At 46.6% G+C, this 23,982-nt stretch carries 25 protein-coding genes; 21 read left to right on the top strand and 4 right to left on the bottom strand.

What is annotated here, in order from left to right:
• The first annotated feature begins 84 nt into the window (after window positions 1–84).
• From OB236_RS07225 to OB236_RS07255, 7 genes are all read left to right on the top strand, one after another.
• On the top strand, window positions 85–501 hold the full coding sequence (locus tag OB236_RS07225) for a CBS domain-containing protein (protein ID WP_076237566.1): 417 nt from the start codon (window positions 85–87) through the stop codon (window positions 499–501).
• Window positions 502–571: 70 nt separating this feature from the next.
• Complete coding sequence (locus OB236_RS07230; RefSeq protein ID WP_262683344.1) at window positions 572–1,492, top strand: YybS family protein; 921 nt, start codon at window positions 572–574, stop codon at window positions 1,490–1,492.
• 22 nt (window positions 1,493–1,514) lie between these two features.
• Window positions 1,515–3,479: a DHH family phosphoesterase gene (locus tag OB236_RS07235; RefSeq protein ID WP_262683345.1), complete on the top strand. Its 1,965-nt coding sequence runs from the start codon at window positions 1,515–1,517 to the stop codon at window positions 3,477–3,479.
• Entirely contained in the window at window positions 3,476–3,925 is a 450-nt protein-coding gene (rplI, locus tag OB236_RS07240; RefSeq protein ID WP_076237563.1) for a 50S ribosomal protein L9, read from the top strand. Before OB236_RS07235 ends, rplI begins: the two co-directional genes overlap by 4 nt.
• A gap of 47 nt (window positions 3,926–3,972) precedes the next feature.
• The gene (gene dnaB, locus OB236_RS07245; protein WP_179097727.1) at window positions 3,973–5,316 is read left to right on the top strand and encodes a replicative DNA helicase; all 1,344 of its coding nucleotides are present in this window, start codon (window positions 3,973–3,975) and stop codon (window positions 5,314–5,316) included.
• A gap of 146 nt (window positions 5,317–5,462) precedes the next feature.
• A complete protein-coding gene (locus OB236_RS07250; protein WP_076237561.1) occupies window positions 5,463–6,746 on the top strand; it encodes an adenylosuccinate synthase in 1,284 nt (427 codons plus the stop codon).
• A 158-nt stretch (window positions 6,747–6,904) separates the two neighbouring features.
• Window positions 6,905–7,651: a hypothetical protein gene (locus OB236_RS07255; RefSeq protein WP_262683347.1), complete on the top strand. Its 747-nt coding sequence runs from the start codon at window positions 6,905–6,907 to the stop codon at window positions 7,649–7,651.
• Here OB236_RS07255 and OB236_RS07260 read toward each other — a convergent pair.
• Window positions 7,648–7,926 carry a hypothetical protein gene (locus OB236_RS07260; protein ID WP_262683348.1) on the bottom strand — a complete coding sequence of 93 codons (279 nt, stop codon included), beginning with the start codon at window positions 7,924–7,926 and terminating at the stop codon, window positions 7,648–7,650. The two genes, OB236_RS07255 and OB236_RS07260, sit on opposite strands and share 4 nt — an antisense overlap.
• Window positions 7,927–8,101: 175 nt before the next feature.
• Between OB236_RS07260 and OB236_RS07265 the strand changes: the two genes are divergently transcribed.
• From OB236_RS07265 to OB236_RS07290, 6 genes are all read left to right on the top strand, one after another.
• Window positions 8,102–9,859, top strand: a complete 1,758-nt coding sequence (locus OB236_RS07265) for a peptidoglycan DD-metalloendopeptidase family protein (protein ID WP_262683349.1) — start codon at window positions 8,102–8,104, stop codon at window positions 9,857–9,859.
• 228 nt (window positions 9,860–10,087) lie between these two features.
• Window positions 10,088–10,804: a response regulator YycF gene (gene yycF, locus OB236_RS07270; protein WP_076237558.1), complete on the top strand. Its 717-nt coding sequence runs from the start codon at window positions 10,088–10,090 to the stop codon at window positions 10,802–10,804.
• Window positions 10,805–10,807: 3 nt separating this feature from the next.
• Window positions 10,808–12,646, top strand: a complete 1,839-nt coding sequence (gene walK, locus OB236_RS07275) for a cell wall metabolism sensor histidine kinase WalK (protein WP_076237557.1) — start codon at window positions 10,808–10,810, stop codon at window positions 12,644–12,646.
• Complete coding sequence (locus OB236_RS07280; protein ID WP_076237556.1) at window positions 12,643–13,959, top strand: YycH family regulatory protein; 1,317 nt, start codon at window positions 12,643–12,645, stop codon at window positions 13,957–13,959. Before walK ends, OB236_RS07280 begins: the two co-directional genes overlap by 4 nt.
• Before the next feature lie 45 nt (window positions 13,960–14,004).
• Window positions 14,005–14,760 (top strand): two-component system regulatory protein YycI, encoded by a 756-nt coding sequence (gene yycI, locus OB236_RS07285; RefSeq protein WP_262683350.1) that lies wholly within the window; start codon window positions 14,005–14,007, stop codon window positions 14,758–14,760.
• A gap of 23 nt (window positions 14,761–14,783) precedes the next feature.
• On the top strand, window positions 14,784–15,587 hold the full coding sequence (locus tag OB236_RS07290; protein ID WP_076237554.1) for an MBL fold metallo-hydrolase: 804 nt from the start codon (window positions 14,784–14,786) through the stop codon (window positions 15,585–15,587).
• Here OB236_RS07290 and OB236_RS07295 read toward each other — a convergent pair.
• A complete protein-coding gene (locus OB236_RS07295; protein ID WP_076237553.1) occupies window positions 15,556–15,765 on the bottom strand; it encodes a hypothetical protein in 210 nt (69 codons plus the stop codon). The genes OB236_RS07290 and OB236_RS07295 overlap by 32 nt on opposite strands.
• 149 nt (window positions 15,766–15,914) lie before the next feature.
• On the opposite strand from OB236_RS07295, the gene OB236_RS07300 reads away from it, so the two are divergent.
• From OB236_RS07300 to OB236_RS07325, 6 genes are all read left to right on the top strand, one after another.
• Window positions 15,915–17,153, top strand: a complete 1,239-nt coding sequence (locus tag OB236_RS07300; protein WP_262683351.1) for a S1C family serine protease — start codon at window positions 15,915–15,917, stop codon at window positions 17,151–17,153.
• Between the two features lie 38 nt (window positions 17,154–17,191).
• Window positions 17,192–17,359 carry a CxxH/CxxC protein gene (locus OB236_RS07305; RefSeq protein ID WP_076237551.1) on the top strand — a complete coding sequence of 56 codons (168 nt, stop codon included), beginning with the start codon at window positions 17,192–17,194 and terminating at the stop codon, window positions 17,357–17,359.
• Window positions 17,360–17,484: 125 nt separating this feature from the next.
• The gene (rlmH, locus tag OB236_RS07310; protein WP_091174447.1) at window positions 17,485–17,967 is read left to right on the top strand and encodes a 23S rRNA (pseudouridine(1915)-N(3))-methyltransferase RlmH; all 483 of its coding nucleotides are present in this window, start codon (window positions 17,485–17,487) and stop codon (window positions 17,965–17,967) included.
• Complete coding sequence (locus tag OB236_RS07315; RefSeq protein WP_262683352.1) at window positions 17,948–18,142, top strand: hypothetical protein; 195 nt, start codon at window positions 17,948–17,950, stop codon at window positions 18,140–18,142. The genes rlmH and OB236_RS07315 overlap by 20 nt, the downstream gene beginning before the upstream one ends.
• Window positions 18,143–18,235: 93 nt before the next feature.
• Window positions 18,236–19,333, top strand: a complete 1,098-nt coding sequence (locus OB236_RS07320) for a glycosyltransferase (protein WP_262683353.1) — start codon at window positions 18,236–18,238, stop codon at window positions 19,331–19,333.
• On the top strand, window positions 19,333–19,833 hold the full coding sequence (locus OB236_RS07325; RefSeq protein ID WP_262683354.1) for a PIG-L family deacetylase: 501 nt from the start codon (window positions 19,333–19,335) through the stop codon (window positions 19,831–19,833). The genes OB236_RS07320 and OB236_RS07325 overlap by 1 nt, the downstream gene beginning before the upstream one ends.
• Before the next feature lie 169 nt (window positions 19,834–20,002).
• On the opposite strand, the gene OB236_RS07330 is transcribed toward OB236_RS07325, so the two are convergent.
• Both OB236_RS07330 and OB236_RS07335 read right to left on the bottom strand, forming a co-directional pair.
• A complete protein-coding gene (locus OB236_RS07330; RefSeq protein ID WP_262683355.1) occupies window positions 20,003–20,488 on the bottom strand; it encodes a hypothetical protein in 486 nt (161 codons plus the stop codon).
• A 644-nt stretch (window positions 20,489–21,132) separates the two neighbouring features.
• Window positions 21,133–21,765 (bottom strand): TetR/AcrR family transcriptional regulator, encoded by a 633-nt coding sequence (locus tag OB236_RS07335; RefSeq protein WP_262683356.1) that lies wholly within the window; start codon window positions 21,763–21,765, stop codon window positions 21,133–21,135.
• A gap of 148 nt (window positions 21,766–21,913) precedes the next feature.
• On the opposite strand from OB236_RS07335, the gene OB236_RS07340 reads away from it, so the two are divergent.
• Window positions 21,914–23,125: an FAD-dependent monooxygenase gene (locus tag OB236_RS07340; protein WP_262683357.1), complete on the top strand. Its 1,212-nt coding sequence runs from the start codon at window positions 21,914–21,916 to the stop codon at window positions 23,123–23,125.
• A 92-nt stretch (window positions 23,126–23,217) separates the two neighbouring features.
• On the top strand, window positions 23,218–23,580 hold the full coding sequence (locus OB236_RS07345; RefSeq protein WP_262683495.1) for an S-layer homology domain-containing protein: 363 nt from the start codon (window positions 23,218–23,220) through the stop codon (window positions 23,578–23,580).
• The last annotated feature ends 402 nt before the right edge of the window (window positions 23,581–23,982 follow it).

The following is a 23,982-nucleotide window of genomic DNA, read 5'->3' on the forward strand; positions in this document are numbered from 1 at the left end:
AGTTGTATATCTTCTAATTGCGTCATAGTGTATTATTAAGTAGATAGGATATACTGTGATTTCAGTCAGGAAAGGATTGGTTTTGTGAACATCGCGTTTTTTCTTGTTCCTAAAGAAGACGTCATTTACTTATCTCCGAATTCCACGATGCGCCAAGCGCTTGAAAGAATGGAATACCATCGGTATTCGGCAGTTCCGCTCATCGACGATGCCGGCAAGTACGCCGGAACGATTACGGAGGGCGATTTATTGTGGAAGCTCAAACGTGAGCCGCAAATCGGATTTGACCATACGCACAAAGTCCTGTTGAAGGACGTTGCTCAGCATGTGGAGATCAAACCGGTCCGGATTGATCAACAGATGGAGGATCTGATCCTGCTCGCAACCAACCAGAACTATGTTCCCGTGATTGATGACAATGAGGTTTTTATCGGAATCATTCGCAGAAGAGAAATTATTGATTATTGCTTCAAGTTGTGGCAGGCAGAACAAAAGGTGTGAGATGTGTTATAATGGTCAAGTCATCGTTAACAGGTTAAAGGTGAGAACATATGTGTAAGAGGTGAACGGATTGAGGAACGGTTCCTTGGGATTACTGGGTTGGGGCTTGGCGACGGTTGTTTTATTGCTGTCGATAATGGTACCGCTAGTCAGTAGCATTACGATCTGCTTGTTGATGGTGCCACTGCTGGTACAGTACGTGAAGCTGGATACGAAACGTTTTTTAGTATTTTACGCAATTAGTCTGATTGTCGTTTATCTGGTAACCTCCTTGCTGATGGTGGGATGGGTTGCTGTCATGCTTATTGCCGTATCCATATTCTTTTTACCCCCCGTTTTCCAAATGGGCAATCAATACAAAAAAGGCGCACCAGCGCGAAATGTTGTCACTGCGGGAACACTTACCCTGCTGGCGGAGATGCTGCTTAGCTTGGTAGTCTGTTATGCTTTTGGAATTAATTTGATTGAAAAAATGAAAATGTTCATGTTGGAAAGCATAAGCATCATGCCTGCTTACCTGCAAAATTCACTGGTCATGGATAAAGAAATGCTGGTAAAGATCGCAAGCCATATGCTTCCCCTCTACATGATCGGGATTTCTTTATTTATCGTATTAGTGACGCACTGGGCAGCCAGAAAGCTGCTCAATCGATCAGGCGAGCATATTCAAGGGTTTCGACCCATTCGTGATTGGAAGCTTCACAAATCGTTAGTTTGGTATTACGTAATCGCTTTGTTCATGGAGTTTTTTGTAAGAGACACGAGCTCGATGCTATTCACGATCCTGATTAACCTGCTGCCTATGCTGTCGTTCTTGTTCGCGGTGCAGGCCATTTCCTTTCTGTTTTTCCTGGCTCACTATAAACGTTGGAACCGGGTTTTGCCGATTTGCGGAATTATCGTATCGTTGCTTTTTGCACCCTTTATATTAAGTTTGCTGGGTGTGTTCGATACTGCTTTTCCGCTCCGTGAACGTGTGACTCGAAAATAAGATTGGATTAGGGGCGAAAGGGATGCCGAAGTTCCTGTTAAATCGATGGCATGGCGCGCATATCGTATGGATTTTTGCTGTAATGACGATATTAATTTTTGTGCTCATGCTGTTTCAATGGGTAGTTGGTGTGATCGCCTTGCTTGCATGCGTGATTCTCGGATTTTTTACGATGAGGGCCGAGCGGGCATTCAGCAAGGATATGAATAAATACGTAACGACATTGTCCCACCGTATCAAGCGGGCAGGCAATGAGGTGATCAATGAATTGCCTATCGGCATTTTGCTGTATAACGAAGAAAAGATCGTGGAGTGGCACAATCCATTTGTGGCCAAAATGGTCGGCAAGGACTCTCTGATCGGTGAAGGTTTGTTGGAATTGTTCCCGATCTTGAAAGGTCGTAAGGACAAGGATGTAGGCAAGGTCGAGATTACTCTTGGTAAATGTATTTATCAGGTGCAGGTAAAGCCGAATGAACGGCTGCTGTATGTGACGGATATTACGGCCTACAAAACACTATCCATACGTTATGAGGAAGAACGATTGTCGATCGGTATTATTATGATGGATAATCTGGAAGAAGCGACACAAGGCATGGATGATCAATCCAGGAGTATCATGATGGCCAAGGTAACCGGTGAGATTACCGAATGGGCGCAAAAGTATAACGTGTATTTACGTCGTACGGCCTCGGATCGTTACTTGATATTGATTGACCAGAAGGGTTTGAAAATGCTGGAGCAGTCACGTTTTGAAATCTTGGACGAGGTCCGCGATCTGACGATCGAACATAAGCTGCAGCTGACTTTAAGTATGGGAATCGCTTCCGGCAACAACTCCTTAACGGAACTGGGGCAATTGGCGCAGACAAGTCTGGATATGGCGCTTGGCCGCGGCGGTGATCAGGTTGCTGTGAAGATCGGTGAAAGGTTATCCTTTTATGGAGGTCGATCCAATGCGGTTGAGAAACGAACGAGAGTCCGGGCGCGGGTAATATCCCATGCGCTGCGTGATTTGATCAAGGAATGTGACAAGGTTATCATTATGGGTCATCGATATCCGGATATGGATTCGATTGGTGCGGCTATCGGTGTGCTGAAAGCGGCCCATGTCAGCAATAAGGAAGGCTATATTGTGCTCGAAGGGGTAAACCCTTCCATCCAGAAGCTGATGGAAACGATCTATGAGGACGAGAAGCTGAACCGCTGGTTTATCACACCTGAGCAGGCGATGCAGATCACGAATCAAAGGTCGCTGGCCGTTGTTGTTGATACCCACAAAGCGTCGATGGTAGCCGAGCCGAAGCTGCTGCAGCTGACGAATCGTAAATTTGTTGTTGATCATCATCGGCGCGGCGAGGAATTTATTCAGGATGCTACACTGGTTTATATGGAACCTTACGCTTCCTCGACTTGTGAGTTGGTGACGGAGCTGCTGCAATATTTTAACGATCGGCTGACAATGGGTGTGCTTGAAGCAACCGCGCTGCTCGCGGGTATTGTCGTGGATACGAAAAGTTTTTCGCTCAGCACGGGCGCCCGTACCTTTGAGGCGGCTTCCTTCCTGAGGCGCAATGGAGCGGATTCCTCGCTCATTCAGAGGCTGCTGAAGGAAGATCTGGAAGCTTATATCCAGCGTGCGGATGTCATTAAGAATGCAGTGGTCATTTATGAACATATTGCACTAGCCGTAACGGAGCCAAATCGTAAATATTCACAGCTGTTGATCGCTCAGGCAGCCGATACACTGCTAACGATGACCGGTGTGTCGGCCTCGTTCGTCATCAGTGAAAGACCTGATGGATTAGTCGGCATTAGCGCCCGTTCGTTGGGACAATTGAATGTACAGGTTGTCATGGAGCGGATGGGTGGCGGCGGGCATTTAACGAATGCAGCTACGCAGTTCGAAGGGACGCTTGAGGCAGCAGCTGAGAAGCTAAAAGCAATTTTAAATGAGATGAATGCTGAGGAGGGGCTTTTTGAATGAAAGTTATCTTATTAAAGGACGTTAAGGGTCAAGGCAAGAAAGGCGATATTAAAGAGGTTTCCGAGGGATATGCAACGAACTTCCTGCTGCCACAGAAGCTGGCAGCTGCCGCTAACGAAGGTTCAGTGAAAATGCTGGACCAGCAGAAGAAAGCTGAGCAGCGCAAGAAGGAGCAAGAGAAGGCAGATGCTGTAGAGCTTGGGAAGAAGCTGGAATCATTAACCGTGGAATTGAAGGCGAAGTCAGGTAAGGATGGCCGTTTGTTCGGAGCCATTCCAAGCAAGCAGGTAGCTGAGGAACTGGAAAAGCAGTTCAAGCTGAAGCTGGATAAACGGAAAATTCTTATGGACGAGCCGATTCGTACGTTGGGTGTGACAGAGGTTGGTGTGAAGCTGCACACAGAAGTGTCCGCTAAACTGAAGATTCATGTGAGTGAGGATAAGTAAACTTTCTTGATGGAAGTGCCCAGGAGGGGAAATCATTGAACGAGGGCATGTTTTTGGATCGTATCCCTCCGCAAAATCTGGAAGCCGAGCAGGCCGTGCTCGGCGCTATTTTGCTTGACGGCGAATCACTCGTCACTGCGATGGAGCGGATCAATAGTGACGACTTCTATCGCACGTCGCATCAGCGGATTTTTGAATCGATGCTGGAGTTGGCTGAGGAGGATGAGCCGATTGACTTGATCACGCTGACGTCCAAGCTGCAAAATAAGCAGCAGCTGGAGGAAATCGGCGGGATCAAGTATTTATCTGAGCTTGCAAATGCGGTGCCTACTGCGGCCAACATCGACTACTACGCACAGATTGTGGAAGAGAAGTCGATGCTGCGGCGGTTAATTCGGGCGGCTACCAACATCGTTACGGATGGTTATGCCAGTACGGACGATGTGGCTGAGCTGCTGGGTGAAGCAGAGAAGAAGATTCTTGAAATTTCTCAGCGTCGTTCCTCAACCGGGTTCATAGCGATTCGTGATGTGTTAATGGAGGTTTTTGACAAGGTCGAATACCTTTATAACAATAAAGGCGGAACGACCGGAGTCAAGTCTGGATTCCAAGATCTGGATAAAATGACATCCGGTTTTCAACGTTCGGATTTAATCATCGTTGCCGCACGTCCTTCGGTAGGAAAGACGGCATTTGCCCTGAATATTGCGCAAAATGTAGGTGTACGGGAGAAGGAAACCGTTGCTATTTTCAGTCTGGAAATGGGTGCTCCGCAGCTGGTACAGCGGATGATTTGTGCGGAAGCGAACGTGGATGCGACTCGGATGCGTACGGGCTCCTTGGAGGCCGAGGATTGGGAGAAGATGACGATGGCGATTGGTTCCCTGTCGGAAGCCAACATCTACATTGATGATTCCCCGTCGGTGACGGTTGCGGATATTCGCGCAAGATGCCGCAGACTCAAGCAGGAACGGGGGCTTGGGATGATCCTGATCGATTACCTGCAGTTGATTCATGGCCGCGGTAAAGGCGATAACCGGCAGCAGGAGGTATCGGAAATTTCTCGTACCTTGAAGCAAATTGCCCGGGAGCTCGATGTACCGGTTATTGCATTGTCCCAGCTGAGTCGTGGTGTCGAGCAGCGTCAGGATAAACGTCCGATGATGTCGGACTTACGGGAATCAGGCTCCATTGAGCAAGATGCCGATATCGTTGCCTTCTTGTATCGTGATGATTACTACGATAAGGAATCCGAAAAAAAGAACATTATCGAGATTATCATCGCCAAGCAGCGGAATGGTCCGGTAGGAACGGTAGAGCTGGCCTTTTTGAAAAATTATAATAAATTTGTCGGGCTGGACCGCACGCATCAGGAAGCAGCAGGCCGATAAATCAATGGACGAACATTTCAACACGAAGCTGTACAAACGTTCGTTTTTATTGACTTTAGATCAAGTAACTGCTAGAATACTAAAGGTGCTTTATGCCTTTTTGGCTAATTATAGGTGAAACTTTCACCTGATGGGGGTTAGATTGCATGTCAACGGTTGTGGTTGTCGGAACCCAATGGGGCGACGAAGGAAAAGGTAAAATTACCGATTTTCTTGCTGAGTCTGCAGAAGTGGTGGCACGTTACCAGGGTGGTAACAATGCGGGTCATACGATTTTGATTGATGAAAAAAAGTACAAATTAACAATGGTTCCTTCAGGCATTTTTTATGAAAATAAAGTGTGCGTTATTGGTAATGGTATGGTAATTAATCCAGGCGCGCTGCTTGAAGAGATTCAATATATTCATGATAATGGTTTTACTACGAATAATTTGAAAATTAGTGACCGCGCACATGTCATTATGCCGTATCATTTGCTGCTTGATGGTCTGGAAGAAGATCGCAAGGGTGAGAACAAGATCGGTACGACACGTAAGGGAATTGGTCCTTGCTATATGGATAAAGCAGCTCGTAATGGTATCCGGATTGCCGATTTGATGGATGCTGAGGAATTCACGAACCGCGTACGTCAGGTTGTTGCCGAGAAAAATGTGTTGATCGAGCAAGTATACGGCGCAGCAGCTGTAGATGCAGAGGCTATCATTACTGAGTATTTGGGATATGCAGAGCGGATTCGCCCTTATGTAACCGATACCTCTGTCATCCTGAACGATTTGATCGATGCTGATAAGAAAGTATTATTTGAAGGTGCTCAAGGTGTTATGCTTGACATCGACCAAGGGACTTATCCATTCGTTACATCATCCAATCCATCCGCAGGTGGCGTTTGTATCGGTTCCGGTGTAGGACCGAGCAAAATTCAACAGGTTATCGGGGTTGCCAAGTCTTACACAACACGTGTAGGCGACGGTCCATTCCCAACTGAGCTTAACAACGATATCGGTGATTGGATTCGTGAAAAAGGCCACGAATACGGTACGGTAACAGGTCGTCCTCGTCGTGTGGGCTGGTTTGACAGTGTAGTCATCCGTCATGCTCGCAGAGTAAGTAGTATTACAGGACTATCCCTGAACTCGCTGGATGTGCTGGCGGGCTTAGAAACTGTGAAAATTTGTACATCGTATCAGTATCGCGGTGAAACGATTGAGCATTACCCAGCCAGCTTGAAAATGCTGTCCGAGTGTGTAGCTGTCTATGAGGAGCTGCCAGGTTGGAGCGAGGACATTACAGGCGTTCGGAAGCTGGAGGATCTGCCAGTTAATGCCCGTAAATATATCGAACGCGTTGTAGAGCTGACCGGGATTCCGATCTCGATTTTCTCTGTAGGCCGTAACCGTGAGCAAACGAATTTGGTACATGAAATTTTCTAATTTTAAAGCATGCTCTATTCAATCTCTTAAGGCCTGTTATACAGGTTTTGAGAGATTTTTTGTTTGAAATGGGTTGATTTGGCGCAAAGCCGTCCATACTGAAGGAAGCAAGCTGTATTAGCAGCTGCTGAGAACTGAATGGCGGGAGCGGATAACAAATGAAACTAATTCAAGGTACGATCAAGCTGCTAGTAAGCATCATGATCACCTCTATCGTATGTGTAGTATGTACATTCACAGTCATGAATGCCTATGTCGATATGGTTCTTGATCAATATGAACTGAAATCAAGTACACTAACAGCACCAAGCTGGTCGCAATTTATTGCCCATTTGGGTAAACAAGCGGAAGGCTTTCATTTATTTGCGGAGGGTAAGAACGAAATCCCACCAAAAGGAACACAACCTGATAATCGAACAGGCACTAACCGCGAGACACCACCGAATGATGCGATAGCTGTATTTGGACATCAGCAGGGTACTGACAAGAAAGAAGAGAGCAAATCGGAAAATCAAGCTAACACAGGAAGCTCGACCAATACCCCGAATTCCTCTGAAGCTGGCAGTGGGTTAAATAAGCCAAATGCTGGAGCGGTTTCTGAAGCTTCACCGAACACTTTAAGCAGCAGTCTCAAAGCGGACGGCAGTACGGATATTGGTTCAGGTGGAAAAGTGGTCGTTTCTGGAGAAGAGTTCACGAAGAAAAAGGAGCAGCTATCCAACGAGGATAAGAATCAGATTTTCAAACTGCTGCTGACCCGTGTCCCTCAGACTGAAATTCAGCATATTTCCAGTATGATGGAGGATGGGATCACAGCCAGTGAGTTGAGTGAAATCGAGAAGATCCTCAAAAATTATTTGAAGCCGGAAGAATTCTCCCAGCTTCTTGGTATGATCAAACCTTAGCCTTCCACCCCGGCTTGTCCTGCAATACCTCCATATTTCGCAATCGTATCCTCCGTTTGGCGGAGTCGCGATGACTCGACAACGACTTGCATCATGAATCCAGAGGTGGGTTCGGATGCAGTATTCGACAAGCTCGGGATCGCTGACTCTGCTCCATTGTCTGCAGCCAAATCCCCAGCTTGCATGTTAATATCGATTACTCCCTGCTCTTTCAGTAAGCGGATCGCGGATTCCATATCTGCCTGACTGCTAAAACTGGCAATTAAACTTTCCATTTAATGGCTTCACACCCCCGTCATGTTTCGACCTTCGTTTACACGCTTCCTTAACAATGTGTTGAAATTCACAGTTAACCTATGTTAAATTGATTAAGAGCCTACGGCTTTCATTAGTATGCCTACTTAAGTTTTGTTTATGTATTTGGCAAAAAACAAGTTAAAGGAGAACAATATGAGTGTTTTAAAAGGAATGGGCTGGGCTAAGGAGCTGCTGGACAAGTCGAAGCAGAAGCTTACCAATAACCCGTTACGCAATTTGAATTTAAAGCGTCATCTGAAATCGGCCGTATCGACGAATGAACATGAACAATCACATATACCAGCAGAAGCAATCCAACTCGTAGAATCGGTAGATTCTAAGGAATCGATAGAGATCGTACAAGCAGTAGAAACATCAGAATCGATAGAAACCGTACAATTGGTAGAGATAGTAGAAAGTACAGGTACCTTATCAGCAGCAGAAACCGTGGAAACCGAGCAAGTATTGGCGTCAGTAGCAACTGAAGAAGCGATACATAGAACAAAAGGAATCCTTAGACTTGGACATAAGTGGACCTTAGTCAAGACGGCAGCTGTTGCCAGTGTGATTACGGCAGTAATATGGGGCGGTAACCATTATATTGTTAGCAATATGAACCAGGTGTATCATGTGTCCGTGAATGGTACAGAGATTGGTGTCGTGTCTGATGTATCGATGGTTGAGCAGTTTGAGGCTTCTAAAGTCAAAGAATTAGCTAGTAGTCAACAGGATTTGAGAATGGTAGTTCAGGAGCCTATGGTCACATATAGCGCTGAAAGGGCTTTCATGGCAAAAGCCAACGATAAGGAAGTGTTGGACAAGCTTACAGGATATATATCAGCCTATCCGATCGGGACCGAGCTGTTGGTTGACGGTAAAAACGTAGGCGTTGTGAAAAACAAGGAAACCGCCAATCAGGTTCTGGAGCAGATCAAGACGAACGTGCTCGATAAGAAGAAGGACGCAAAGGTTCGGATTCTATCAGCGGCGGCACCCGTAGAATCGGGGGAGCTGCAGAAGATAGAGTTTGTGCAAAAGGTAGAGCTTCACGATATTCCGATTCAGCCTCAGGATGTAGTCAATCCTGATGAGCTCAGAAAAAAGCTGGAAACCGGAGATGTGCAGCCGGTACAGTATACAGTGGTACAGGGCGATTGTGTCTCCTGCATCGCAACCAAGCTTAATATTTCCAAGCAAGTCATCTATCAAAATAACCCTACGGTCGTTGATGATAAATTAAAAGTAGGCCAAAAGCTTGATTTAACCGTGCTGCAGCCAACATTAGCGGTTCGTACCGTAGAGAAGGTAGTCGAGAACCAGGAGATCCAGTTCGATACGGATTTCGAAAAGGACAGCAACGTGATGCTGGGGACAGATGAGACGTTGAGGCAAGGCAAAAATGGCATGAAAAAAATAACGATTCTCGTTACAAAAGTGAATGGCTTGGTCATTGAGGAAGCCGTCCAGGGCGAGGAAGTTGTCGTGCAGCCAGTCAAGGCGCTTGTGCGCAAGGGTACGAAGGTCATTACAGGCCAGGGTACAGGTAAATTTGCATGGCCGGTTCAATCCTACAGTATTACCAGTACATTCGGCTACCGTTGGGGCGCATTGCATAAAGGGCTTGATCTCACATCACCGAATAAAACGATCCTGGCTTCGGATAACGGAAAGGTCGTATATGCGAGCTATGATAACGGCTATGGCAATCATGTGATTCTCGATCATATGAATGGCTACAAAACGTTGTACGGACATATGAGTCAAATGTATGTGAAAGTTGGACAAATCGTAGAAAAAGGCGAGAAGATAGGTTTTATGGGCAGTACCGGCAACTCTACAGGTGTACATTTGCACTTTGAGGTACAAAAAAATGATACCGCCGAAAATCCATCGAAATATTTGAATCGTTAGCACTTATACAGGTTGAGGATATTCCCCAAAACCGTAATTATATGTTATTGGAATCGTGAATGATAGCTTGAGAGATAACCGGCAGCGAAAGGCTGCTCGTTATCTCTCTTTTTATTACCATGATGTGTAAATTGACGGTCTAAAGCAGGTACAGCCGTTTATCCTCGCTTCAGGATGTGGTAAGATACAGGTAGTGAATTCGAGAAGGAACAGGCGGTGATCGTAAGGATGGCGAAAATACTCGTTGTCGATGATGAACAACCGATTGCGGATATATTAAAGTTTAATTTGGAAAAGGAAGGCCATGAGGTCATATGCGCTTATGATGGGGGCAGAGCGGTAGAGCTTGCCTTTGAAGAGAAGCCGGACTTGATCCTACTGGATTTGATGCTTCCGGTTAAGGATGGTATGGATGTGTGCCGTGAGGTACGAATGAAGCTGAACACACCTATCATTATGCTGACCGCAAAAGATAACGAGATTGATAAGGTACTGGGGCTGGAGCTGGGAGCGGATGATTATGTCACCAAACCGTTTGGTACCCGGGAACTGCTGGCAAGGGTGAAGGCGCATTTGCGCAGACAGACGAAGGTGCAACTGACACCTCCTGTGGAATCGGATGCCCGCCAAGGCTTTAAGATCCATGACTTATTTATCGACAGTGATATGTATATGGTGTACAAGGGAGAGCAGCCGCTGGATCTGACACATCGTGAGTTTGAGCTGGTACAATATTTGGCCAAGCAAAGTGGCAAAGTGATGACTCGGGAGCATCTGCTGCAGGCTGTATGGGGCTTTGAATACTTCGGAGATGTGCGCACCGTGGACGTTACTATTCGCAGACTGCGTGAGAAAATCGAGGATGACCCGAGCCGGCCGGAATATATTATGACACGCCGTGGACTCGGATACATGATGCGTAATCCGAAGACCGGGAGCTTTTGATCCATGAAAGGTCTTCGGTTTTTTCAATCGATCCAGGCTAAGCTGATTATTATTTATGTGCTGCTGATTGTCATTGCGATGCAATTGATCGGAGTCTACTTTACCCGGACGCTGGAGAGCTATTTTAAAACCGAATTTATTAATTCCCATAACACGCAGGCACAGCTGCTGGCCCAATATGTGGAGCCTTACTTATCTGTGAACAATGAAGAGACGAAGTCAGGGGAAGCGCGTAAGACGAATGCCGATCTTAATGATGTCGTCAATAATTTGTTTGCGATCAGCAATGCGGAGATTCAGGTTATCGATGCCAACGGGATTGTGCTGTCGACGTCGATGGCAAGCCACCAGGCGGTTGTGAATCAGAAGAACATCCAGACCGAGGTCACTCGTGCCTTACAGGGAATTAAGGATAACCAGCGGATGTTTACTGACTTTGACGGAGTGCGCAAGATGATCATTGCCAAGCCTGTAGGTACGGGCGTCAAGGTGAACGGCGCGGTTTATATTATCGCTTCCATGGAAGAAATGTATAAGCCGATGAATTTAATCAATCGTTTTTTGATCACGGGTACGCTGATGGCGCTGGCCTTGACGGCGATTCTCGGAGTGATGCTGTCAGCCACCATTACGAACCCGATCAAAGCAATCACGAAACAGGCAACGGCTGTCGCTGAAGGACGATTTAATGCGGAGGTACCGGTACTCGGCCGGGATGAGATCGGGCAGCTGGGGCAAACGTTTAATTTTATGATGGGGCGCTTGAAGGAAGCACTTTCCTTGAATGAAGAGGAAAAGGAAAAGCTGGCCTCGATCCTCACGAATATGAATGATGGCTTGATTGCTGCGGACGATGATGGCAAGGTGATTGTGATTAATCGGCGCGCCAAGCAGATTTTGCAGGTAAATGAGGACACGACACTGGGCAAACAGCTGCATGAGGTACTCGGTATTTCAAGGGACGTGCTGCGACAGTTCGAATTCGGTGAAGATCCGACGCTGCTGCTACAGATTGAGCATGACGAGGAAGAACGGCTGTCTGTGAAGCTAAGCTTTACAGGCCTGTCCAATACGGAAAAGGGCCGCTCCGGCACCATTGCGATGCTCCAGGATGTGACGGATCAGGAGAAGCTGGAGGACTCCAGACGGGAGTTTGTAGCGAATGTATCCCATGAGCTACGGACACCGCTGACGACGATTAAAAGCTATGTGGAGGCCTTGGAGGATGGTGCTATCAACGATCCGCAGCTGGCCGGCAAGTTCATTAGTGTAACGCGTAACGAAACGGAGCGTATGATTCGGCTGGTAACCGATTTGCTCCAGCTGTCCAGACTGGATTCGAAGCAGGCGACACTGAGCAAGGAATACACGAATGTATTCGAGATGCTGGAAGAAGTGGCAGACCGGTTCTCATTTCAATTGGAGCAGCGGGGAATCAAGATTGTGATTGAGGTAGCCCCTTTTCTGGAGGAAATCAAGATTGACCGCGACCGGATCGACCAGGTGCTCGATAATCTCGTGTCCAATGCTATTAAGTATACGTCAGAGCAAGGACACATAAGGATTGGTGCTCGCCTTCCTGACCCGGATATGCTGGAAATTGCTGTGCAGGATAACGGGATCGGAATCCCGAAGAAGGACTTGAGTCGGATCTTTGAACGGTTTTATCGTGTGGATAAGGCTCGCTCGCGCAATATGGGCGGGACAGGACTTGGTCTCTCGATTGCCCGGGAAATAGTAAGACTGCATGGTGGGAACGTATGGCTGGATTCGGAGTTTGGTCAGGGAACGAAAGTGACATTCACGCTGCCGTACCCTGGGGATGAGGAGGCTGCATTATGATGGAGACGCTGAAATCGGCTACTCTGATATTGCTTGTTGGACTCAGTTTCGTACAGAGCTATTTTTTATCCTACAGTTCCCCGAATTTTGATCCCTTAGTGCAGGACGAGTATGTAAAGACGGATCGCATCGGCTCACAGGCGGTGCTGGAGGATTTATTGTTTCCGGATCAGGTTGTTTTGCATGTGGGTAACCTGCAGCATACGGTTCTGTATCGAGGAACACCTGCTTATCGGATGGTAGTAGAGGGTGTAAATCAGCGTTCGCTTGAAGGGTTTCGTAAAATGAACCTGAGCGCCTTAAACATAAATTGGGATGATGTACGCAACAAGCAGCAAGGTATCGAAGTGAAATTTCGTGATGGTATACCGATTAATGTGTTGCAACGGGTTATGCAGCTCAAGGGTGAGATGCCGCTTGAAAATGATACTATCACTAAAATCTGGATCTTTACGAAGGAAACCAAGGATGAGGTAAGGACGGTACTGTTCACCGATATACCGAATCTCGTGTATGAAGTGCAGAAATCAGATATTTCCGGCAAGGATATTGAACGGTTTGTCACTGAGGTGCAGAAGCCGGATGCAAGTGGTAAGGAAGTGATGATTCCTTATAAAACAACGAACGGGGATTATTATTTGCCGTTGAAGCCTGTTACGTTTGCCGAGGTAAGACTGCCGTTCAAACAGTTCACCGTAGATCAGCTGAAGCGAAGCTTTTTCGTGGATCCGGCGATTACCCGCAATCTCTCAGAGCGCGACGGTTCAGAAATTTATACAGATGCCAAGCGAGGCCTCCAGCTCAAAAACGATCAGAGGTGGATGACCTATTCCGACCCGGTCGCAGCAGCAACGGCTGTTGACAATAAAGAGGGCTTGCAGGAAAACCTGTTGTCAGCGGTTCAATTCGTGAATCAGCATGGTGGTTGGAACGGAGTGTACTCTCTGCAAAAGGTTCCGCAGCGGCTGCTTCCGGGCAATCAGCCTTTTATTTTCCGGCAATATTACGGCTCGCTGCCGTTGATCGATCAGCGTATGTATACGCTCGGACCGATGAAGATTATTGTGCAAAAAGGGGTAGTCGCCAGCTATGAGCGATCGACGATTATTCCCGATATGAGCAGCATAAGCAACAAGGAGACGACGATTATCGGCGGCGATGCGCTGGATGAGAAGCTGAATGAATATAGCAAAAAGAATTCAGTGATCTCCGTATTTCCTGGATATCGTACTGTTGTCAATGATCAATCGATGGATCTGATACCCGCTTGGGCTGTAGAGCTGCGGGATGGAAGCTATGAATTTCTGGAATAAAGCAGAAGTGTACAGCAAGCGGTTAAGCCGAGAAGGGGGTAAGCGATGGACTGGGGCCGGGCCAAAATGATTCTCATCGTGTCATTCTTTATATTGAATGCTGTGCTCGGCTACCAGCTGTGGACGACCCGTTCCGACCTGCTGGAGTTCGATGCCAATACGACGAGCGCAGCAGAGGAAATTCAGCGGCTTTTGAAAAGTAAAAATATTCAGATATCGGCAGAGCTTCCGAAGGAAGTGCCTCGTCTGAAGGAGATTGTGGTCAGGTTTACAGAGCCGGGAAATTCGAATAAGCAGATTAATCTCGAAATTCCGTTCAAGTATAACCCATTGGCAAGTAAAGGATCTTCCAAGGATAATGTGGCAGCGCGGGCCGCCATCCCCAATCTGGATAAGTATCAATACGATCCGGTGATGAGTTCTAATGAGCTGTATGTATTTCATCAGCTGTATGGGACACTGCCGATGTTCGAAGTAAGGCTTGAATTCATTGAGCAAAATGGGATGGTGACCGCTTACCGTCAGGGATATGTGGAGGATCAGCTGACAGGTGCCCAGAAGGAGCAAAAGGTAATCTCTCCTTATACGGTGCTTCGCAGCCTAATCGAAACCTATTTCCCAAGCGGATCGGTAGTGAGCAGCATTAAGCTTGGTTATCATGGCCAAGTGTTTGATTCACAGACGATGTTCCTGGTTCCGTATTGGCGGGTAACGCTGGGTAATGGAGATATTTATTATGTGCATGCGTTTAACGGGGCTGTTGAGCCGCCGCAGAAAAATAAAAGCAATGCATCAGGTTAAGGGGTCAGATGGGAGCTAGTTAGATGGGAATACGGTTTAGTGTGTTAGCAAGTGGTTCCACGGGGAACAGTACGATCGTGGCAACAGAGGATAGCAAGGTGCTGATTGATGCCGGTTTGAGTGCGAAACGGGTAGAGCAGCTGTTGAACGAAAAGGATTTGTCGGGCGCCGATCTGGATGCGATTGTCGTGACGCATGAGCATTCCGACCATATCAAAGGTCTTGGAGCGATGGCTCGTAAATATGATTTGCCGGTTTACGCCAACGAAAAGACCTGGGAGCAGCTTGATAGGCTGATAGGCGGGATTGCTAATGACAAACGTTGTGTGATGGAAACAGGCGGTGTATTGGATCTGGGCAAGCTGAGAGTGGAATCGTTCGGGATTTCCCATGATGCTGCCGAGCCAGTAGGCTATTGCTTCTATCATGAGAATCAAAAGCTGAGTGTGGCAACTGACCTGGGGTATATGAGCCCCAAGGTAAAGGAGCAAATCGACGATAGCGACGTACTGGTGCTGGAATCGAACCACGATGTCGAGATGCTGCGCGTCGGGAAATATCCGTGGAATATTAAACGTCGTATTTTGAGTGATATCGGGCATTTATCCAATGAGGCATCCGGTATCGGCTTGTGTGATGTGATGACAGAGAAAACCCAACGTGTGTATTTGGCGCATTTGAGCCGCGACCATAATATGATGGATTTAGCCAAACTGACGGTCAGCCAGATGGTGGAGGAGCGGTTAGCTCCTGATGATCACCGCGCCCGGCTGATGGATACGTATTATGACCGCGCTACAGCTTGGGATCGGCTGGAAGAGGAGTAAACGACTTGTCGAGCTCGGCCGACATCACGGCAATATCATGTGCCGTCATAATTCCTTTCTCGACAAGCAGCTCGATAAGAGCTGTAACAAGTAAGCTATTATGGTAATGGGCATGCTTCAGATCGGCTAGCTGGGCAATCCAATTGACCTGGTCCAAATGCTGATTAATACGATTCATGGGAGGGTTCGTCCTTTCCGGATTCAAGGGTTATATACTTAGTCTAGTCCGAACTTGTAGAAATCATTCCTGTTATTTGAAAGTTTTTGAGATTGCTAGTATGGATGGGTGCTCTGTACGGGGAACGGCAGAGGGGGGAGCGGAAGACGATGGGGTTGTTTGACGATGATTTTTATTCTACAAAGGTGTCTCGCCGTAATGAATGGTCTGTCAAAGGAAAGAAGTTTCATGGCGGCTATAGAAGACGACAAGTCCCTTCCTGGCTTCTTCCTGCTTTCGGAGGAGCCGCCATTATGCTGATTGTCTTAGCGTTGTTCCGTCTGGGCAGTGGCTCCGAGCCAGCAGCGGCACCTGTCGCTGCGGCTGTTGCGAATGGAACCGAGTCTGCATCCGGGAATGGAACGGATACCCAGAAGCTGAGCAGTGACTCGGTTGTCAAAGCGGCAGAAAGGATTGGCCCAACGGTTATCAGCATTATCGGCTCTCAAAAGGAAGGCGAAAAGGCAGGCGCGCGCGGATCGATGGGACTCGGATCGGGTGTTATGTTCCAAAGATCGGGAGATAAAGTGCGGATTGTGACGAACAACCATGTCGTGGAAGGTTTTGCTCAGCTGGATGTCGTAACCTCAAGTGGTGAACGCAAGAAAGCAACGCTGCTTGGTCGGGATCAAATGACAGACCTGGCCGTCCTGGAAATTGAAGGCAGCGGGATCAAATCGGTAGCGGACTTCGGCGATTCGGATGCGCTGCGGGCAGGCGAAACGGTAATTGCCGTGGGGAATCCGCTTGGCTTGGGTTATGCACCAACGGTGACCAGAGGCATCATCAGCTGGCCGAAGCGGACCATTCCTGTGTCGTTGGGCGCACAGGGTGATTATGACTGGGAAATGGATGTCATCCAAACCGATGCGGCGATCAATCAGGGCAACAGCGGCGGTGCGCTCGTCAATCTTGAAGGTAAGATCGTCGGAATCAATACGCTGAAGGTGGCTGACACTGGCGTGGAAGGGTTAGGTTTTGCCATTCCGATCAATTCGGTGAAGTCGATTGTTGAGGTGCTGATTAAGGACCACAAGATCAAAAGGCCGTATATGGGTGTGGTGACGCAGGATTTGCAATCTTTTACAGGGACAGAGGTATTAAAGCTGCCTGCTGATGTGAAAGCTGGTATTATCGTGCTCGATGTCACAGGTCCTGCCAAAGATGCGGGCTTGAAGACAAACGATGTTATTGTACAATTGGATACGCAGGCGGTGGACAGCACGCTGGCGCTTCGTAAATATATATACAGTCAAAAGAAAATTGGCGATAAAATCACGATTACGTATTACCGCGGCGGGAAAAAGGCGACTGCTACCATGACGATGGCAGAGCTGAAGGACCGCTAACAGCGAGGATCTAGTATAGAGAAGAGTGGGGTCAGGTTATGTTTGTCGTATGCAAGGAGCATTTGGAATTAGCGATTGATCAGTTCGTTGATGAGTATGAGGATGCACCCGATATCGTGGATATCCAGGAAGTGTCCTTTACCGCATGGAAGCCACCTGTCCATTGTGAGCGGTGTGCAGAGCAGGCAAGGTTTTTGGTTGTATAGCGTAAGGGGCGATAAGGAAAGAAGCCGTACTGTCGCATGTTGGTTGCGGCTGGGGCTTCTTTTTTTGTATGGGGCTGCGTGTAAAGTGCGGTTGGGCATAAAAAATAGATCACAGGAGGTTGCTTATGCAGCAGATTCAGATTATTGCGGTTGGCAAGTTGAAGGAAGCTTACCTCGTGCAAGGGATTGCCGAGTATGTGAAGCGCCTTGGGCCGTATGCCAAGGTGCAGATCGTTGAGGTGCCCGATGAGCGGGCACCGGACTCCATGAGCGCCGCTGAAGAGGCGCTCGTCAGGCAGCGCGAGGGGGAACGTATCCTCGCGCAAATCAAGGGCGACGCCTACGTCGTGGCGCTCGCCCTTGATGGCATGCCGCTTACGAGCGATGAGCTCGCGCGGCATGTAGAGGGCTTGGCCACGTATGGGCGCAGCCACGTGGCGTTTGTGATCGGGGGCTCGCTGGGCTTAGCCCCCGCAGTGTTGGCGCGCGCCGAGCTGAAGCTGGCGTTCGGGCGCATGACCTTGCCGCACCAGCTGATGCGGCTGGTGCTGGTGGAGCAGGTGTATCGGGTGTTTAAGATTATTCGAGGTGAACCGTATCATAAGTGACGGCGAAATTTTTGATATGATACCGATGGAGAAAACGGGGTTGCATGGTTCTACGGGGCCTCGGGAAGCGAGTGAATACCGTCCGTTTCTGACAGAAGTACAGCAGCTAGCGGCTGCGGCTGAGGAGGAAGCGGGAGAAACCCTCAGGACTGCTATATATATTGCAGGGCTATAGTTAGGAGCCGCTTCATTTCAACTTCTTCCTTCATTACTTATTACATTATAAAGGTTTACTGAGAGTTACCTGATTAATGAAGGAGATGAGGAATTGGAAGGTCAAGACGTAAGGGTGCTATTGGTGCTTGATGCTTTTGATATTGGAGGAACGGAGACGCATGTTCTATCACTTGCGAAAGAATTGATAAAACAAGGTAGTTCTGTATTTGTAACTGGGGATCCTGGGCCGCTCGAAAGTAAATTTAAAATGCTTAATTGCAAAATTTATAAAGAAAAAACCAATAAACAGAAACTTGAGAATTGGATTCGAATCAACAAAATTAATGTGATCCACGCTCATTTACAGAGCAGTGGCAGGATTGCCGTGCAATTGTCTCAGGAATTAAATATACCTTTGGTTTATACATTTCATGGAATTTTTTACAACCCCTCGGAATCAATGGAGTTATTCAAACAATGCTCAATTGAACCTACTCTTATTAGCGTTAGTGTACCCGTTCAGAATCATTTGAAACAGAGTGGCATCACTACCGTATTCATCCCAAATGGGATTGATATGAAAGAGTTCAGGCCATACAAGTCGAATCTAAGAAGAAAATTAAACATTCCCAACAAATCCAAAGTCATTCTGTACGCCAGCAGGTTAGAGGATACAAAGTATGAGATTTGCAATCTGTTGTTAGATGCTAGTGAAGAAAAATTACTAGATGCACTACCTAATCTATATCTTCTTATCGCTGGCGGTGGTATGAATGCCGAGAGAATTAAGAAACGTATTAACGATAAAATAAATTCAAAGCGAATCCAGTATATTGGGAACCGAAAGGATATGTCTGAGTTGTACTCGATATGCGATTATGTTGTGGGAACTGGCAGAGTTGCGTTGGAAGCCATTTCTTGCGAATGCCCCGTAATCGCGATTGGTACCGAAGGAACGTTTGGCTTAGTTACTCTTGACAATTTCAATGAGGCCTTGAACTACTATTTCTGTGATCATAAATGTTATCTGCCTATGGATCAGAAACATATTACAAAAGCTATCCTAGATGGCGTGCATTATAAAGTACAACATGCAAATTGGAAAAAAGAGTTGAGGCAAAATATGAAGAAATCTATGGATATTTCCATAGTAACAAAGAGAATATTTAACATATATAGAACAAGGGTACTTGAGATGAGAGAGAAATAATGAGCTATGATAAAATAATGATTGTTGCTCATCCCGATGATGAAATGATATTTGGCGGGGCCCAGCTCATACAAGAAAATGGCTGGCTGGTCATTTGTGTGACAAACGGAAACAACAAGCTCAGACGCAAAGAATTCCAGAAAGTAATGAAGAAGGTTCATGCGGAATTTGAAATGTGGGAGTATGAAGATAAATGGGATGGCGATTTTGATCAGCTTCGTTTGAAATCAGATATAGCTGAGGTACTTGCACGGAAACCTATATCAAAAGTGGTCACTCATAACTTAAAAGGGGAATATGGACACACACAACACATCGCGATATCCAAAATTGTTCATGAATTGGTTTATCAAAATATCTACGTATTCGAAACATCGGAAAAAAAATTAGATGAAAAAATATTAACAAAGAAACAATTGCTGTTAGAATGCTATAAAAGTCAGGATATCGAATGGTTAAAACCATATATTTGTTATGAAACCATTAAGCAAGTAAGGTAATGCATTGCATCATTAAAAGAAATTTAATGGATACGAAGCAACTTTTTCAATAAGAGCACCTCTTAGAATGGGATATGGACTAACCTCTGGTTGTTTTCATCGAAAATCTAAAGGCGCTCTTTTTTCGCTTTAGAGTGGTACGATGAAACAGAGCACAAATATATTTCGCTTAGGCGAAAAATTCCATCTTGCTCAACGTGTCGAAGCCCTTCTGTATTACTTCGTCCAACAGCTCCAGATCGTGCCGGATGCGCTTGGGGCTGTCTTGATCTGCCAGTTTCTTCTCCAACGTGTCCTTAACCTTGGCACGATCTTCACGGCGGTTCTTCCGGTTCGTCGCGCTGCCCTGTTCTCTTGTCTTCTTTTTTGTGGAATCTTCCAACGCCTTCTTGAGCGTGTCTTCCTTTGAGTGGATCAGTTCCATCGTGAGCCCGTTTACAATCGCTTCCCGGCGCTGCTTCATGTAAGAGTACATAGGGGGAAGGCTGATCGGGAACCCGTTATCATTACACCACGCCACCAGTTCCTTCACAGGCGTACCGTCATCAATCATCTTGTCCAGAAGCGACCTGTTATTCCATTTCACCAGTACCGCTACCTTGCCGGGCATGAATTTGTTCGTTCCGTCTTTGAGTCGATCTTGATTTCTTCTCATCATGTTCACCCCGTATCGTTAAGCTGTATAAACGTAATGATCAGCCCTCGATGATTAGATTTAGAATAACGACATTGTTTAATCCACACTATAAGTACATTGTTCGTTCAAAAGTAAGAGTTCCGATCGAACAGCGAATGATGCAATTCCCTAACTACTTCACCTATCATATCTCGAATATATAAACTGAATTAGATCTCCTAAGCATTCGTTGCCCACTTAGACAATGCTTTAACTCCTTTATATACTTAAAGGCAGGCATCAGTGATAACTGCCTCTAAGTTGTTGTGAATAATTTGGCATATGGAGACGAGCCACGGCTCAATAAATCACAATTCACCGACGCGCGATGTTTCGAGATACGAACCCCTCTTTGTTGTAAAACATGCACTCATAGTAGCGTTGTAAGTGAATAGTGCTGCAGATTCAATAGCTGCAACGCTGGTCTGTCATTTGATTTTTCTTATCGCTTCATGATCAAGAACTAAATACGACTTTGCATTGATCTCCTTATTTTGAAGCACGCTTTTGCGCTCAATGCCAATGGCCCAGATTCTCAAAGTAATATCTTCTTTGTATCCCGATCCGTGCGGTAAGATCTCCTTGATATGAATAATGCCGGATTAATTATCAGGGTTGACTTGTCATCGATTAAAAAGGACAAGCGGTAAAAAAACGTCGTCAACAATTTGCGTTATAGCATTGTCGGATAGCATCTCGTGTGTTGTTAGCAACTCGTACCGAATTAAATCAAAGGGAAGCGACATCACCCTCGATTTGCTTGGTGTCCGGTTGATCTCTCCGCGCATCTCCGCATTTTTTAATATTGTTCTCATTATTATTGTTAATTTGTCTTCGGTACCTCGATGCATGAATTGCGGCAAAGAAGAAATCAAATCTTTACCGTGATAATCGACCATAATGCCATGTATCGTTTCGGCACCGATCATTTGCAGCGGTTTGGCTATGCTGAGAAGCAGCGTAAGTACGTCAATGCGCAAATTTCCTGTGTCCGGGGCTTCCATGGAAGGTTTGGGCACATGCTTGAGTATCGCTGCAATAACAAGTTTTGCCTTGCCGGGCCATCGGCGGTATACGGCATTTTTATTAGTTTTTGCCCGCGCAGCAACTCCTTCCATCGACAAACGGGAATAGCCAACCTCGTTAAGCTCATCCCAAGCGGATTGAAGAATGGCATTTTCCAGGATATCCCCTCGGCGTCTGGAACCTGCGTTCTGAACCTCGTTCCCAAATCCCTCATTTCCTTTTTTATTCATGTATGGTTTCCTTCTTTCAAAATATTTCTTATTGCTGTTGATGGTTTTTATATTGCATTTGCATTTCGTATGAACATATTATATCATATGGACATAAGGTACGTATCGTACCTTATTATCGAATTTCATTTATTAGGAGGAATAATATATGTTTAACAAGCCTAAGACCGTACTAATTTCAGGTGCAAGCATCGCCGGGCCAACTCTCGCATTCTGGCTTTGCAAATACGGATTTGATGTTACCGTGGTTGAGCGCTCGGACACGATCCGGGGTGGGGGCTACCCTATCGATGTTCGGGGGACAGCGATCGACGTAGTCGAACGAATGGGAATACTTCCACAGCTTCAGGCGTCTCATATTCATTCGAAAAAGATTACTTTTGTCAATCCCGACGGTAGTGTTGCCGGGATCTTACTGCCGGAGGAACTAACTGGCGGTATGGAAGGGAGGGATATCGAATTGCCGCGGGGAAGTCTGACAGAGTCTCTTTTTGATCTGACGAAGCTTCAGCCGGTCCGATATATGTTTAATGATTCAATCTCCAGCCTGAATGACGATGGCGATGGCGTAGACGTCACCTTCAAAAGTGGACGACGTGACAGATTTGACCTCGTTATCGGTGCCGATGGCTTGCACTCGAATACTCGTCGTCTCACGTTCGGTGAAGAGAATCAGTTTAGTAAGTATCTCGGTTATTGCTTTAATGGTTTTACCATCCCGAATGATATAGGCTTGTCTCACGAATCTGTCACCTACGCTACACCGGGACGGTTTGCCATATTGTCTGCCGTAGGAGACAGCGATACGCTACATGCCTTTTTGACGTTCTCATCCGAAGAGCCTCCATTTACCAATTATCAAGATGCCGATAGGCAGCGGAAGTTGACCGCCGAGATGTTCGCCGACAGCGGATGGATAGTGCCTCGTCTCGTTGAGGCAATGAAGGAGTCTGCCGATTTGTATTATGACATTGTCAGCCAGATCCACATGCCTCATTGGACAAAGGGGCGCATCGCGCTGGTGGGCGATTCAGCCTACGCTGCATCTTTCTTGTCAGGACAAGGCTCAAGTGTCGCGTTGGTAGGAGCGTATATTTTGGCAGGCGAACTGGCCACCCACGAACATCACGAAGAGGCGTTTGCAGCTTATGAAAAAATCATGCGACCTTTTGCTGAGGCAAATCAAGCCCTAGCTGGTAGCGGTGGAACCTTTCTCTTACCGCGGACATGTGAGGAACTCGAAGCTCGTAATCAGGCACTTGCAGCCCTACAGTTGCCTAATCAGAAAAGTATGCCAGGCGATGAGTCTGGAAAAGTACACAGCATGCTGCGCCTGCCTGACTATGCAGCTTTGCTTTGACATTGACCAAGCGATGCGGTCAGACTAAATATAATATACCCAATATACCCAATATACCCAATATACCCAATATACCCGATTAGCCGTATTGGATTGTTGAGGAGAGCAAGGGAAGTCACTGGGCAGCAGGTACCATTGCTACATTGAAAAAAATGGACATTGCTAAGGGTTACTTAGACGGAACGTTCAAACCAAATCAAACGATAACCAGAGCGGAAATCGTAGATATGCTTTCAAAAGTAATGAACGCGAATCTCGTGAAGCATTCGAAGTTCAAGGATGTTGTAGGACACTGGGGAGAGGCAGAGATTGATACATTATCTGATATGGGGATTGTAAAGGGTACGTCGGACGGTTTATTCAAACCGAATGCTAATGCGACTAGATCTGAATCGTTACTCATGATCTTGCGCATGCTGAATGCCAGTCTTGATCATTCGCTAGATGTAGAATAGAAGAAATAGAATGGCTTGAATTCAGCAGGTGCTGGTCAAACGGTATCTGCTGTTTGGTATGCGGCTAAGATGGGGACAGAGTGTTTCGTCGCACTGGATTTTTCGCCGATAGACCCGTTAAGCTGAGCCATATCATAAGTAACGGAAACGATTATGTCATTTGAACAAATATGGATGGGGTCCGTTGCCGAAGCAGCCAACGAGCTGAACCGTATCATAAGTGACGGCGAAAAGCTGTGTTAGGGAACATTCGTGAGTGTTAAGAAATTCTTAAACTCAGTAAAATTCATATTTCCATCTATTTACCCTGTTCTCAATCACCTTATTCGATTCATGATCAGCTCTCCTTATAGTCAGCGATTCTAAGGTACAACGAAATAAGAGGCCGACCTTTATGGTGGG

Source organism: Paenibacillus baimaensis (genome assembly GCF_025567575.1).